The organism is Streptomyces sp. NBC_01257, assembly GCF_035917255.1.
In the GTDB taxonomy this organism is placed as follows: Bacteria; Actinomycetota; Actinomycetes; order Streptomycetales; family Streptomycetaceae; genus Streptomyces.
The window spans coordinates 306,966-321,152 of record NZ_CP108472.1; the positions used below are offsets into that span (position 1 = coordinate 306,966).

Genomic DNA, 14,187 nt, shown 5'->3' on the forward strand with positions numbered 1-14,187 from the left:
AGGTTCATGGAGCATGGATTCGTCGCATCCTCGCAGCGCAGGGACCTTCAACAACGCTTGAGTGGTGGCGACTTGACGACGCGTCGTAGACCCGCCACCGCGCCGGGGCACACGAAAGGGCCGGGCCGTCGTGTGACGGCCCCGGCTCGGTGGCGTACATGTCGTGATCCTCGAATTCCGAGGACGTCCTGCCGTCCTTGGCCGATGTCCGTGCGCCGCGGGGCCGTCCCGGAAGGGGTGGCCCCGCGGCGTGTCTCAGCGGACCTCGTACGCGCGGATCATCGTCTGGCCGACCCGCGCCCCGTGTCCGTCGGCGAGCGTGACGCGCAGATGGACGAAGGTGCCGGCGGGGACGCCACCGGGCACGACCGCCTGCCAGGTCCCGTGCGACCGCTTCATCCGTGCCGGGTGCCAGTCGGTGACCGCGGCCGTGGTGGCCTGCTCACCGTAGCCGTACTCGACGCGGGCGTCCTGCAGGGCGACCGGTCCGTCCGCACCGTCCACGACCGCGCCGACACCGATCGTCGTCGCCTCGCCCGCCGGGCGGGAGTTGCGCAGATCGGACGGCAGGTCGAGCACCGGGACGAGGAGGCGCTGGGCACCCTGGTCGGCGGCGCCGGAGCGGAAGTTCCACTCCGTGCTGTAGGCCAGCCCGGTGCGGTCGATGCCGGTGGCGGGCCGCTGCCACGACTGGCGGAACGTCACGTCGGCCTGCTCCCGGGGCATCTCGTAGATGCCCGAGACCTGGGCCTGCGGCTCGCCGTTCACGAGCAGCTGACGGGTGCCGGAGTCGAGCCGGGCGATGGTGGAGTCGTGACCCCCGGCGTCGCCGAACGGGGCGATGGTGAAGGTGAGCCGGTTGCTGTTACGCGTCATCAGCGCGGGGCTGTAGGTGTTGCGCACGGGGCCGTACGGCGACTTGTACCAGTTCGCCGTGGACGCACCCTGCCGCACCGCGCGCGGTCCGTCGTACGCGGTGCCGCTGGTCGTGCCGAGGTCCCGGCGCATCAGCGTGGTCCAGGTCAGCCCCTCGCTTCCGGACGGCGTGAAGTACTCGGTGCGCTGCTGCGGGGCGTGCAGCGGCAGCGTCGTGCCACCGGCCCACACGGCGGCCAAGCCGGGCAGGCCCACCTTCACATCGGACCAGTACGTCGTGTCGCCCGTGGCCTGCTGCACGTGGTAACGGGCGTCGGTGACGGCGAGCTTGCTGTCACGGACCCGCTGGATGCCGGGGCGGATCGCGTCCTTCGAGGTGTACGCCAGGTTGTAGACGTACGGACTGTTCGCGGTCGCCGTGCCGGACCAGCTCAGCTTCGCCGAACCCGTCTGCCCGGCCTCCGCCTTCAGCGTGAGGGCGTCGTCCCAGGTGATGGTGGCCTGCGGAAGACCCCCCTCGGGGCCGGTGATCTGGAAGCGGCCCTTGCTGTCGGGGACCGCGGCCAGCACACCGGCGGCTCCGGCCTTCCTGGCAGCGGTGTCCCACAGGTAGGCGTTGCCGCCGCCCGTCCCGGCGTCCACCAGGGCGACCTTGCCCTTCAGGTCCTGGGCCGCGAAGTTGGCGTCCGTTCCCTTGCCGATCGCGACGACTTCGGCGGAGCCCCGGCCGTCGAACTCGGTGGCCTTCTGCACCGGCAGCGAGTCCAGGACCCGTCCGCCGCCCGTGGTGAACCGGGCCTGCGGCGCGGTCTGCCGTACGGAGGCGAGGAAGGTGACCTTGTCGGCGTACCGGACCGGCTGGGCGTAGATCTCCTTGACGTACGACGGAACCGAGGTCGCGTAACCGGCGAGCATCCGGCCGGTGTCGTCCAGTCCGTAGGTCAGGCCGATCGCGAAGCCGTTGGGCCGGCTCGCCCGGTCGGTGTCCCACGCGACCCGCTCGGCGTCGCGGGCGTCCAGGGTGACGGTGGTGTCGCCGGAGACGGTGAGCTCCGGCCGGTAGAGCTGGGACACCGAGGCCACGCTGCCGATGTCGCCCGGCTCGTCCCTGGTCATGATCATCCCGCTGAGGGAGTAGCTGCCGAGCGGCACCCGGATCGTGGTACTGCCGGCGGTCGGGTAGCCGATCGTGTACCGCCCAGCGCTGTCGCGGTGGTCGTCGAACAGCTGGAATGCCGAAAGCGACGACGCCGGGTCGCCGTGCCGGTCGAAGCCCTTGACCGTCAGGTCGGCCGACGGCACCTCCAGGTGCACGCCGAACGGAACGGTGACGCGCACGCCGTGCGCGCCCGTGCCGACGAGGCGGCCGGTGAGGGTGCCGTAGTCGCCAGCGTCGAGCTTCGCCGCGGGGTCGATGCGCACCGGAACGTCGGCGGTGCCGTTCGCGGGGACGGTGACCCGGGTGCGGGCGGCCGAGGCGAAGCCGCGGACGCGGGAGCCGTCGTCGCCGCGGACGTCGCCGACGGCGACGGTGAGCGTGACGTCCTTGTCCGTGACGTTGGTCAGCGTGACCGCACGGTCGACCGCGTCGAGTCCGGCCTGCGGGTACGCGAAGTCGCCCAGCAGCGGATTGGGGTCGCCGACAACCGGCTGGGTGGTCGCCCGGGCCACGTCCATCGGCCCGGCGCCCTGGTCGAGGACGGGGGCGTCGGTGCCCTTCGCCGACGAGGTGAGCAGCGCCTTGAGGCGGGCGGGGGCCAGGCCCGGGTGCTGCTGGAGCAGGAGCGCGGCGCCGCCGGCGACGTGCGGGGTTGCCATGGAGGTGCCGGACATCGACTGGTACGCCTGCGCGTCACGGCCGCCCGCGCGGGCCGCGACGACGTCGACGCCCTGGGAGGCGATGTCGGGCTTGGCGTTGATCCCGTCGGCGGAGGGTCCGCGGCTGGAGAAGGACGCCGTCTCGTTCTTGCGGTCGACGGCGCCGACGGTGAGGGCTCCGGGTGCGCAGCCCGGCGTGGAGACGGTGCCGCGCAGCGAGGCGTTGCCCGCCGCGATGACGAACAGGGCCTTGCCGCTGAGCCGCTGGACGGCTTCGACATCCGGCCCGGTGCAGCTGGTGGAGCCGTCAGCACCGAGGGACATGGAGACGATCTGGGCACCTTCGGCGACGGCCCACTCCATGCCGTCGACGATGCCGCTGAGGGTGCCGGAGCCGTCGTCGCCGAGCACCTTGCCGACGAGGAGGTCTGCGCCCGGGGCCATGCCCGCGTACCGACCGGCGGAGGCGGCGCCCGTTCCGGCGATCGTGGACGCGGTGTGGGTGCCGTGGCCGGTGCGGTCCTGGGCGTCCTGGTTGAGGACGAACACCTTGGTCTGCTTGATCCGGCCCGCGAGGTCGGGGTGGCCGGCGTCCACACCGGTGTCCAGGACGGCAACCTTGACGCCGGACCCGTCGAGCCCCGCCTTGTGCGCGGTGGCGGCTCCGGTGAGGGGGACGGTCGGGGTACCGAGTGCGTCGACGGCGTTCCCCCGGACCTTGGCGTCGAGCCAGATCCTGGTGACGCCGCCGGCCGTACGGGCCGAGTCCTTCGCCGGGGCCAGGTCCTTCCAGGCGCCGGCGGCGGACGTCTTGGTGACGGCCAGTCCGGCGCCGCCGATGGAGTCGAGCGCGGCGGTCGTCCTGACGCCGGGGCGGGCGGTGCGCGGCATGCGGCCCCCGGCGTATTCCACGATCACCGGCATGGTGGCGGAGTGGACGTCGTCGTAGCCGTCGGCGACAAGCCGGCCGATGTCGAAGAGGCGCACGTCGACGAGTCCGGCGTCGACGAGCTTCTCGACGCCCTGCGGGAACACGTAGGTGCGGTCGCCGTCCTGCCATACGGCGGCGGGGTGGTCGGTGCCGTCCACGGGGCGGGGCGATGCCGAGAGGACCCGGCCGTCGTGGTCGACCCGGGCGTCGACGACGTCACCGGTGACGAGGGTGACGGTCACGGTGCGGGCGGTGTCGGTCCCGCTGCCCGTGACAGGTGTGGTGGTGGCGGGTCCGGCCTGGGCCGCGGGTATGCCGACGCCCAGCAGGGCAACGGCCGCGAGCCCGGCGGCGGTGGTCCGCCATGGTCTGATGCGTCTCACAGGGAACAACTCCTGGTCGAAAGGGTGCTGAACCAGAAGCGTCACCAATTCCGGTGCCTCATAGGGGCGTTCGGGCTGGCGAGAGGCCGCCATGGCGTAATCACGACAGGGCGGACTCCGCGGACCCGCACGCCGCTGACGTGCCGCGACAGGGGTCCCTGGCCGGGTGTGTACGGGAGCGGCGAGAATGGGCGCATGTCGCCCGTCCCAGGAACACCCTCCCAGCGGCCCGCCGGCTCCGCGCCGTCCGGTCCTGCCCTGCGTGCGTCGCTCACCGAGTTGCGGGACCATCTGCGGGGCGCGGACGCCGCGCTGGCCCGGTTGCTCGGGCAGTGGGGATCCGGCGCCGGCGGGAGCGACGACCATATCGTCCGGGTCCTGGAGAGCCGGGAGGAACAGGCACGGCGCATCTACGACATCGAGTACGCCGCCCGCACCACGTTGTGGGGCTTCCAGTCGGGGGCGAACACGGTGGCGCCCGTACCGACGACCCTGCCGGACGGGCCGGACGGACCGGACGATCAGCGGCCGGACGGAAATGGACCGCCGATGCGCAAGGACGGCAATCCGGACGCTTCCTACCGCATCGTCGTGGACCGCGACTTCCTCTCCGAGCCGGCGGCGCTGCGCGCGCTGGACCTGCGGGTGGAACGGGGCCACCTGGTCCGGGTCGTCGACCAGCCGTTGATCAAGCTGCTCATCGCGGACGGTGAGACGGCCATGGTCCAGGTGGAGCCGGGACGGTCGCTGGAACTGCGGCCGCCACTCGTGGTTCTGGCGATCGAGCTGTTCGAGTCGGTGTGGCGCCGCTCGCGCCCGTATCTGCGCGAGGACGGCGACCTGAGTCCCACCGACCGCCGCATTCTGCAGCTGATGCTGTCCGGACTCACGGACGCGGCGACGGCCCATCAGCTGGGCACGTCGCCGCGTACGGTGCAGCGCCGGGTCCGGGCGCTGATGGATCTGGCCGCCGTGGCGTCACGCGTCCAGCTGGGCTGGTACGCGATGCGCAACAACTGGGTCTGAGAACCCCGTCACGACGGCCGTCCGGCTACATCAGGTCCAGGTAGTCCTCCAGCGACTTGCCGCGCAGGCGCTTGACCGGGTCGGTGTACCGGTCGGCCCTGCTGTTCTGCGCCAGGTAGTTGTCCTTCACCCAGGCGAGGTCCTTCGCGCCGACGGTGCCGTCGTGGTCGATGTCGGCGGCGCGCTCGGCCGTCCCCCGCGCCGCGTACACGGCTGCCGCGTCCCGGACGTCGACGACGTCGTCGCCGTTGACGTCACCGGCGACGAGGGCGGCCGCCGAACTGGCGGTGTTGCCCGCGACGCCCCAGGTTCCGTCCAGGCCGAGGTCGATGTCCTCGATCCAGGTGAAGTGACCTGGCGCCGTGACCCGGAACCGGTACGGCTTGTCGGACGGGGTCAGCCCGCTGACGGAGATCCGGCCCGCCTTGTCCACGGCGGCCTCGCGGCTGGTGCCGTCGGGTGCGGTGAGCGTCGCCTCGATGCCGTCGGCGGTGTGGTCGCGGACATTGTCGTAGGCGCCTTCCCGGGTCAGCAGGGCCTGGACGGCCGGGCGGGCGACGAAGGTAGAGGTCGGGTTGAGCATCCGCACCGCACCGTAGAACAGGATGTTCAGGTTCGTCTTGGTGCCCGCCGTGTCGACGGCCGAGGTGCTGCCCGTACTCAGGCCGGCGTTCGCCGTCACCGTCCCACCGGTCACCTCGTACGTCACCTTCGCCAACGGCATCGAATCGCCGCTGAGGCCCGCGCTGTCGGCGACATCGAAGGAGAGCGTGCTGTACGAGGACGATCCGGCCGATACGTCGGTGCGGCGGATCGTGGAGGGGCCGTGGGCCTTCAGTTCCGCGGTCGGTTCGATGGAGACGAGCTTGACGTTCCGGTCGTCGTAGCGGATCTGCGAGGTGAACGTCTTCCAGTTCTTCAGCTCGTGTGCGGTCAGCGTGTACGTGACACGGTCCCCGGCCCGCGCCGAGGACGCGCTCGCGTCGCCGACCACGTAGGGCGTGCCCTTCCTCATGATGTTGATCTGGCGGATGCCGCTGATGTTGCCCGCCGCGTCCGTGGGCCACAGCTTGAGATGCGTGACGGGCGGGCCGACGGGGGTCTTGACCTGCCCGTCCACGGCCCCGTCGGACGCCACCGGCAAGCTGCCCTCGGGTGCGTTCGGGCTGTAGAGCGAGTAGTACAGGCGGTTGTCGCTCTGGCCGATGTCGAGGCCCGCATCGCGGATGTCGTCGGCCTGGGCGTCCAGCAGAGTGCCGGTCACGGGGAACGTCGTGGCGTCGGCGGGCTGTTCGACGACGGTGGGGTGGGCCGGGTCCCAGGCTCCGTAGGCGTCCTGGTACGAGGGAAGTTCCGAGTCCACGTACACGTCACGCAGTTCGCTGTCGGTGCCGCCGGCGGCGTCCGTGCCGACGATGCGCAGCTTGTAGTGGCCGTCGTCGATGAAGCGGCCGCGCGGGTCGAACGGGGTGGCCTTGTCACCGGTCGACGGGAAGTACCAGGGACCGACCGTCGCGGGGCCGTAGAGGACACCCTCGGTGAGACCGACGGTGTTGATGCCGCCGACGTAGCCGAGGTCCTTGCCGTCGGCGTCGGTGAGGAAGATGTCGATGCTGCGCAGCTGTCCGGCCATCCGCAGGTTGAAGGTGGCCGCGCCGGACCCGACGGCGCCCTCTTCGGAACCCCGTCCCGTCGACATGACGGACTTGGTCATGTCGACCTCCGCGAACCCGGAGGCGGCGACACGCATGCCGAACGGGACGTGGAGGGCGGGCAGCCCGTTGCCGCTCCGCGGTGTCAGCGTGACCGTGCCCTCGTAGTAGCCGGCCGGGGCTCCGGCGGGCACGCGCAGGGCGGCGGCGACGGACTTCTTGCCGTGGGCTCCGACCTTGATCCGGTCACTGGTGGTCAGGGTGATGTGCGCGGCGTCTGCGTCCGCGGAAGCGCCGGAGCCTCGGCTGAAGGCCGTGCGCACGTCGTACGTGACGGGCCTGCCGCTGTCGTTGACCACGCGCAGGGTGCGCTTGAGGCTCGTGGCACGCCCCACCGGCAGCACACCGAGGTCCAACGCGCCGGTGACGGCGTCGACTTCGGTCTGCGTGCCGTCGACCGTGACGTGCGGGGTGGTCTCCGGGACCTGTACGGCGGTGGTGGCGTGCACGGCCGCGTACGGGTCGACCGCTCCGGCACCGGCCTCGAACACGCTGACGTCGCCGGGCAGCGGCGTCGCCGTGTTCATCAGTGCCGTCTTGATGTCGTCGGGGCTCAGTCGGTGGTCGTGCTGGAGCATCAGTGCGGCGGTGCCGGCGACGTACGGCGCGGCCATCGAGGTTCCGCTGAGGCGGGCGTACGCGTAGGTGTAGTCGCCGCCGGCCGGGTCGACGATGTCGGCCGGGACGGACGACAGGACGCTGACGCCCGGCGCGGTGACCTCGGGCTTGATGGCGGCGCTGCCGTAGACCGGGCCGCGCGAACTGAAGTCGGCCAGCGACCCGTCGCCGAGGCGGAAGGTTCCGGCCGACGTGAACGAGACGTCGGCACCGGCCGCCATCAGCGCGGCGCCGTCCGCTGCGGTCAGTGAGAACGCCGGGACGTAGTTCGGGTTCTCACCGATGTAGAACGGGATGTGCCCTTCGGCGGCGTTGTCGTTGACGAGGAGAACGGCCGCGGCGCCCTTGTCCTGTGCGCGCCGCACCTTCTCGTCCAGCGGAATGCCGCCGCGCCGGACGAGGGCGGCCTTGCCCGTGACGTCCTTGCCGGTGTAGCCGGCGGCCGTGCCGGTGCCGACGTCGACGACGTCGAGGGAGCCGTCCGTCAGCTTGTCCAGGGCGTCGCCGTAGGGCTGGGCGAGCAGCCGGCCCTCCGCCGTCACCGATCCGGCGCTCAGCTTGTACGAGGGCAGGGTCAGCGGTTCGGAGTGGGCGCCGACCGTCAGCGGGAGGGCGGCGGCGGCCGGCGTGGCGACGGTGCCCGCATTGGGGCCGCTGTTGCCGGCTGCGATGACTGTGGTGACGCCCGCGAGGACCAGGTTGTCGGCGGCTATGGACTGCGGGCTGAGCGGGTCGTTGATGGCGGCGCCCAGCGACATGTTGACGACGTCCATGCCGTCGTCGGCCGCCTTGTCCATGGCGGCGAGGATGTTGCTGGTACTGCCGCTGCCGTAGGGACCGAGAACGCGGTAGGCGTGCACGGAGGCGTCGGGGGCGACGCCGTGCGCGGCACGCGCCTTCGCGTCGGCGCCCTGCCCGGCGATGATGCCGGCGACGTGGGTACCGTGCTCGGTGTAATACGTGGAACCGGCGTTGGTCTCGGCCTGGCCGGAGGCCTTCCAGTCCTCGTACGTGGTCTCCATCGGGTCGGCGTCGTCGTCGACGAAGTCGTAGCCGCCCTTGTACACGCCCTTGAGGTCGGGGTGCCGGTAGTCGATGCCGGTGTCGATGATGCCGACCTTGACGCCCTTGCCGGTGATGCCCTCGGCGTGCAGGCGGGCCACGCCGTCCTCGGCGCTGCCGGTCTCCTGGCTGCCCGCCGAGGTGGTCTCCGGGTCGGAGAGCGCCTTCACGGCTGTGTCGGGCCACACCGAGGCGACCTCCGCGTGGTCGAGCAGCTCGGCGACCCGGTCACCCGGCAGCCTGAGGCTGACCCCGTCGAAGCTGTGGGTGTAGCTGCGGTGCAGCCGGGGCGCCTGGGACTGCCGGCCGGACTTCCCCGCGGTCGCCCGCTTCGCGGGGAACATGTCCTTCAGCACGTCACGGAACGCACTCTGGGCCTCGGTGACCGCGGCGCTCGCGTCCGTCTCGCTGAGGCTGCGCCCCTCGGCGGCGGCGAGCAGACGGGCGGTCCTGGCGGGCGGCGTCCGCAGTTGCACGATGACGTCGACGGGGTCGGCGGACTTCAGCGCCTTGTCCGTGACGTGGAGTCCGCCCAGGTCCAGGGTGGCCATCCGGTGCAGTGCCTCTCGCTCCTGGCCGTCCAGGGAGGCGAGCACGCTGCCGGCGCTCTGCGTGGAGCTCGGGTTCGGTGCGGCGACGGCCGCGGGTGCCGCGCCCGCCACGGCGGCAAGGACGGCGGCCGCCATCACCAGGGACAGGCCTCTTCGTTCCGGGACGTGCGTCATCTCTGCCTTGCTCCGCTCTGGGCTGCGCCGGGGACGTTCGCACGATCATCGGCGCGTGGCGGAGCAAGACGGAAGGGCCGCCGCTGGCGGCTTCACGACGTGTCGTCAAACCGCCATCACCGGCGAGGCGGTCCTGATCCGGCCGACGGGCGTGCGGGACGAGGGGGCTGGGGGGTCGGTTGCGTCCCGGAAGGTCCATGGGACGAAGCCGGACCGCGGGCAGGGGCCCGGGGTGGCGGGTCGCCGGCATGCCTTAAGACGTCGTTTCTTATGGCGTGCACGCTCGTTGGCCTGTGCATGACGGATCTGGTTGAGCGGCTGGTGCCGGATGAGTTGTGGGAGTTGTTCCAGCGAGTGGTGCCGCCCACGGAGGTGCGGCGTCCGCAGGGCGGGGGCCGACGTCGGGCCGGTGACCGTGAAGTTCTGGCTGCGGTCGTCTTCGTGGCCACTTCGGGGTGTACGTGGAGACAGCTCCCACCGGTGTTCGGACCGGCCTGGCAGACGGTCTATCGGCGGTTCGCCCAGTGGAGCGCGGACCGGGTCTGGGCCCGGCTCCACCGCGTGGTCCTGGACGAGCTCGGGGCCCGGGGTGGGTTGGACTGGTCGCGGTGCGCGATCGACTCGGTCAGTGTCCGGGCGTCAAAAGGGGGCTTCTGACGGGACCGAATCCGACCGACCGTGGCAAGTTGGGATCGAAAATCCATCTGGTCACGGACCGGAACGGACTGCCACTGTCGCTGGGTATCTCCGGCGCCAACATGCACGACAGCCAGGGCCTGGAACCGCTCATCCGAGGCATCCCACCCATCCGCTCCCGCCGCGGCCCGCGCCGCAGGCGCCCCGCGAAGCTGCATGCGGACCAGGGCTACGACTACGACCACCTGCGGCGATGGCTCCGCGGACGCGGCATACGCCATCGCATCGCCCGGAGAGGCATCGAGTCCTCGCAACGGCTCGGCCGCCACCGCTGGGTCGTCGAACGAACCGTTTCCTGGCTGTCCGGCTGCCGCCGCCTCCACCGCCGCTACGAACGAAAGCCCGAGCACTTCCTCGCCTTCGTCGGCATAGCCGCAGCCTTCATCTGCTATCGCCGATTGGCTGTCCCACTCACGGCCTGAGCCGGTTCTGCTGTACGTCGAAGCAGACCAGGTCCATGGACCCCGCCACGGCCGCCGCGTACGCGGACGCCTCCTCGGCCATGCTCCAGCGCATGGGGAAGTAGATCAGCGGACCACTGGCTTCGCGGATCAACGGCCCGGTTGACCAGGGCGAGGCGTCCTCCTCGTCCTCGGTGAGGTCGCACCACCGCTCAAGCAACGCAGCCACGTAGGTCGCTATGCGTTCGGAAGGAGGCTCTCCAACCTCGCTGTCGATGTAGCGGTCGTACAGGCCGCTGAAGATTCGGCCCGCGGTCTTGTCATCCGTAGGCCTCTCGCCTTCCCAGACAGCAAGGTCGTAGCTCATACCAGGAGACTCTCATGTCGCTCTGACAGCCATAAGAAACGACGTCTAAGGACGCCGGCGGGAAAGGGCCTTGGCGGCCTCGCCCCGCCCACCGGTTCGGCGGCGGACGGGGCAACGGTGTGCCGGTGCGCGGTCAGGGGCGGGTGGCCGCAACCTCACGCTTGAGGATCTTGCCGGTGGCGCCCTTGGGCAGGTCGGCGACCACCCAGACGACGCGGGGGTACTTGTACGCCGCGACCTGGCCCTTGACGAACTCCAGGATCTCCTCGGGAGTCGCCTCCGCACCGGGGCGGAGGGCGACGGCCGCACCGATCTCCTCGCCGAGCGTCTCATGCGGAAGGCCCACCACCGCGGCCTCGGCGACGGCGGGGTGCTCGTACAGGACCTCCTCGATCTCCCGGGGGTAGACGTTGAACCCGCCCCGGATGACGAGGTCCTTCTTCCGGTCGACGATGTAGTAGAAACCGTCCTCGTCGACCCGGGCGAGGTCACCCGTGTACAGCCAGCCGTCCCTGAGTGCCTCAGCGGTGGCGTCGGGCCGGTCCCAGTAGCCCTTCATCACGTTGTGGCCGCGGACGCAGAGTTCGCCGACGCCGCCGACGGCGTCGTCGAGGCGCATCTCGACGCCCTCGATGGGGGTTCCGACGGAGCCGGGCCTACGGGGCCGGTCGAGGTGGTTGAAGGAGGCGATGGGCGAGGTCTCCGACATGCCGTATCCCTCCAGCACGGGGCAGCCGAAGATCTCGCCGAAGTCGTGCAACACCTCGACGGGCAGGGACGCGCCGCCGGACAGACAGAGCCGCAGGGACGAGGTGTCATGAGCACCGGGCTGGCGGCGGCCGGCGGTGAGCATGGCGGCGTACATGGTCGGCACACCGGCGAAGACGGTGACGCCCCGCTCCGCGATGACCCGCAGCGCCGCGACGGGTTCGAAACGGTGCAGCAGGACCAGACGGGCGCCGACGGCGACCGCGGTGTTCATCGCGACGACCTGGCCGAACGCGTGGAAGAGGGGCAGGCCGCCCAGCAGTACGTCGTCGGGCGTGAGGTGGAACAACGTGCGGGCGGCCGTCCCGGAGTTCCGGCCGATGTTGTCGTGCGTCAGTTCCGCACCCTTGGGAAGGCCCGTCGTTCCCGAGGTGTAGAGGATCACGGCCGTGTCCCCGTCCGCACCCCTGGACGTGGTGAGGGGTTCGGTGTGTCCGGCGAGCAGCTCGGGGAGGGAGCCCTCGGCGACAGGTACGACCACCGCGTCCGATCCGGCGGCCTCCGCGCCCGCGGCCACCGTGGCGGCGAGCGACGCGTGGGCGAAGACCAGCGAAGCGCCGGAGTCCCGCAGATGGTGCGCGATCTCCCGGGGCTTGAGCAGCGGGTTCATGGGGACGACGACCGCTCCGGCCCGCAGCGTCGCGTAGTAGAGCACAGGAAATTCGAGCAGGTTCGGCAGCATGACCGCCACCCGGTCGCCGGCTGCGATGCCGTGGTCGCCGAGCAGCGCGGCAGCCCGGCCGGCCAGGGTGTCGAGCTCGGTGTAGGTGAGTGAGGCGTCGCCGAGTTCCACCGCGGTGCGGGGGCCGTGTTCCGCGGCGGTCCGGGCGAGAGCGTCGGCAAGGTTCACTGAGGGGTCCTGTTCTGGTGGGTGCGTAGGGCGAGAGGTTCCGATGCGCCGGTCGTACGGCGAGGGCGGGTGGGGACAAGGCGGTCCGGGGTGCTCCGAGCGCCGATGGGTGACTGCCACCAGTGACACCGAACGCCGCTTCCTCGGCCCCCTCGCGGCGTGACCACGTGTCCGGGTGCCGTCGAGGGGGCCCGTGGAAGGGCTCAGCCGCGCAGCGCGGAGAGGAGGATGCCGGGCAGCTTCGACAGTTTCGGCTCGGCGGTGAAACCGGTGAGGCGTCGCATGGTCGTGCGGCCGGTGCGGTTGGTGACGAAGTAGGGCGGGCGCGGAGAGAGCGAAGGCGACCCGGCGAAGAGGCCGCGCGGCGACGGCGCGAACGGGGCCCGGAGCACCGTCTTCTCCACGTCCTCCAGCATGAAGGCGTTGTGCACGAAGCCGATGCCGCTGCCGATGTCCCGCCGTGTGTGCCCCGGGAACGCTCCCCACGGGGTGTAGCCGAGGAGGAAACCGAAGGCCGACCAGCAGTTCACCCCGAGGGTCCCGTACCGCAGTTCGGCGATGGCGGCGTTCACGGCGCCGCGGTGCGCGCGCTCGGTCCGGGGGTGGACCAGCAGGGTGGCGCCGAGTGTGCCCGGCAGGGTCTCGTTCGCGAAGTCCGTCGCCCTGCGCAGGAACTCGGCCGGGTCCTTCCCCTCCATCCGTACGACTCCGAGGGCGCTGGCGAATACCTCGTCGGTGAGCATGGGGTCGTCGGCCCCGGTGATGTCCGGCACGAGTACACCGTTCGCCTTGCCGGCGAGGACCTCGGCCCCGGGGTGGGCGTCGACGACCGCCCTCAGTCGGCCGGCCGCTCCCGGGTAGTAGTCGGGGCGGGACGGGAGCCGGCGGAGTACACCGCGGATCTCGTCGAGGAGTCGCTCGGTGCCGTCCCAGTCCCTGGGCACGACGAGGATCTGACTGGCGACGCAGTTGTGACCGGAGTTGTTCATCTTGCTGGTGACGATGTGCTCCGCCTGGAAGCGCAGGTCCGCGTCGCTCCACGGCCCAGGGGTGACGATGCACGGGCTGACTCCCCCGAGTTCGCTGGTGAACGGCTTGCCGTTCAGGGGTGTGTCGTCGCGCCGGCGCCGCGCGGCCTGCTCGTCCGTGCCCCAGACGATGGCGTCGTGCGTGCGCTCGCTCCCCGTGACATGGATGGTGTCGACGCCGTCGTGCGAGGTCAGGTACGCACCCTCGGCGGCCCCACCGTCCACGAACCGGACCCAGCCACGGTCCACGAACTCCGCGAACACCGCCTCGAAGTGCGGCCGGAGGTAGGAGTTGACCGGGTTCATCTTCGCGATGACGACCTGGTTGTCCAGGTAGAGCTTGTGCAGGATGTCGAGCGGGGTGATGGCCGCTACGTTCCCGGCCCCCAGCACCAGGGCGACGCCGGGAGTTCCGGGGCGGCCCCGGTACGCGCCCGCCGCCTTGGCGAGCACCTCCTCGCGGGTGGTGCCCAGCAGTGTCCACACCTGTGCGGTGAAGCCGCTGAGCAGCAGTCGGTCCGCCCCGGTGGCAGGGAAGACGTCGACCACGGTACGGCCGTCCCGCTCCCGGACGGCCCGGGCGGGTACGGGGTCCAGCCCGTCGGACAGCCTGCGCAGCACGTGGAGGTAGGCGCTCACCGTCTGGGCCAGGGCCCAGGGCGCGGCCACCCAGTCCTCGGCTGCCGAGGACGAGGTGGCTTCGTATCCCTTGGCCCGTGCCGCGTCGGCGACCATGTCCGGGGCACCGCCGGCGATGCGGGGCAGCAGCCGTTCCAGCAGAGCGATGCGCTCGGCGGTCCCGGTTCCGGCCCAGGCGTCCATGCCGTCGCGCAGCGAGGTCACGGCCAGGTCCAGCGGTGCGGTGTCGGGTACCGGTATGACGCTCACAGAACTACTCCTCGACGGGTGGTGGTTGGCCGGGCCGG

General features: G+C 71.3%; 7 protein-coding genes. 2 read left to right on the forward strand and 5 right to left on the reverse strand.

The annotated features are described in order from the left end of the window. Nucleotides 1–255: 255 nt before the first annotated feature. Nucleotides 256–4,008 carry a S8 family serine peptidase gene (locus tag OG408_RS01355; protein ID WP_326667586.1) on the reverse strand — a complete coding sequence of 1,251 codons (3,753 nt, stop codon included), beginning with the start codon at nt 4,006–4,008 and terminating at the stop codon, nt 256–258. A 195-nt stretch (nt 4,009–4,203) separates the two neighbouring features. Here OG408_RS01355 and OG408_RS01360 point away from each other — a divergent pair, with 195 nt between their 5' ends. Next, on the forward strand, nt 4,204–5,034 hold the full coding sequence (locus tag OG408_RS01360) for a helix-turn-helix transcriptional regulator (protein WP_326667588.1): 831 nt from the start codon (nt 4,204–4,206) through the stop codon (nt 5,032–5,034). 25 nt (nt 5,035–5,059) lie between these two features. Here OG408_RS01360 and OG408_RS01365 read toward each other — a convergent pair whose 3' ends face one another. Next, nucleotides 5,060–9,151: a S8 family serine peptidase gene (locus OG408_RS01365; RefSeq protein ID WP_326667590.1), complete on the reverse strand. Its 4,092-nt coding sequence runs from the start codon at nt 9,149–9,151 to the stop codon at nt 5,060–5,062. Nucleotides 9,152–9,448: 297 nt separating this feature from the next. Here OG408_RS01365 and OG408_RS01370 point away from each other — a divergent pair. Next, a protein-coding gene (locus OG408_RS01370; RefSeq protein ID WP_442806118.1) for an IS5 family transposase occupies nt 9,449–10,269 on the forward strand; the annotation gives its coding sequence in 2 pieces (ribosomal slippage) (nt 9,449–9,791 and nt 9,791–10,269; 822 coding nt in all). On the opposite strand, the gene OG408_RS01375 is transcribed toward OG408_RS01370, so the two are convergent. The 3 genes from OG408_RS01375 to OG408_RS01385 form a co-directional block, all read right to left on the reverse strand. Further along, on the reverse strand, nt 10,259–10,615 hold the full coding sequence (locus OG408_RS01375) for a hypothetical protein (RefSeq protein WP_326667593.1): 357 nt from the start codon (nt 10,613–10,615) through the stop codon (nt 10,259–10,261). The genes OG408_RS01370 and OG408_RS01375 overlap by 11 nt on opposite strands. 133 nt (nt 10,616–10,748) lie before the next feature. Then, nucleotides 10,749–12,233, reverse strand: coding sequence for a long-chain-fatty-acid--CoA ligase (locus OG408_RS01380; protein WP_326667594.1), 1,485 nt, complete (start codon nt 12,231–12,233; stop codon nt 10,749–10,751). Nucleotides 12,234–12,436: 203 nt separating this feature from the next. Beyond that, on the reverse strand, nt 12,437–14,149 hold the full coding sequence (locus OG408_RS01385; RefSeq protein WP_326667595.1) for an aldehyde dehydrogenase family protein: 1,713 nt from the start codon (nt 14,147–14,149) through the stop codon (nt 12,437–12,439). Nucleotides 14,150–14,187 lie beyond the last annotated feature (38 nt).

Coding starts and splice junctions, on each gene's coding strand:
- OG408_RS01375 (WP_326667593.1), bottom strand. CDS start 10,615: ATGAGCTACGACCTTGCTGTCTGGGAAGGCGAGAGGCCTACGGATGAC.
- OG408_RS01365 (WP_326667590.1), bottom strand. CDS start 9,151: ATGACGCACGTCCCGGAACGAAGAGGCCTGTCCCTGGTGATGGCGGCC.
- OG408_RS01360 (WP_326667588.1), top strand. CDS start 4,204: ATGTCGCCCGTCCCAGGAACACCCTCCCAGCGGCCCGCCGGCTCCGCG.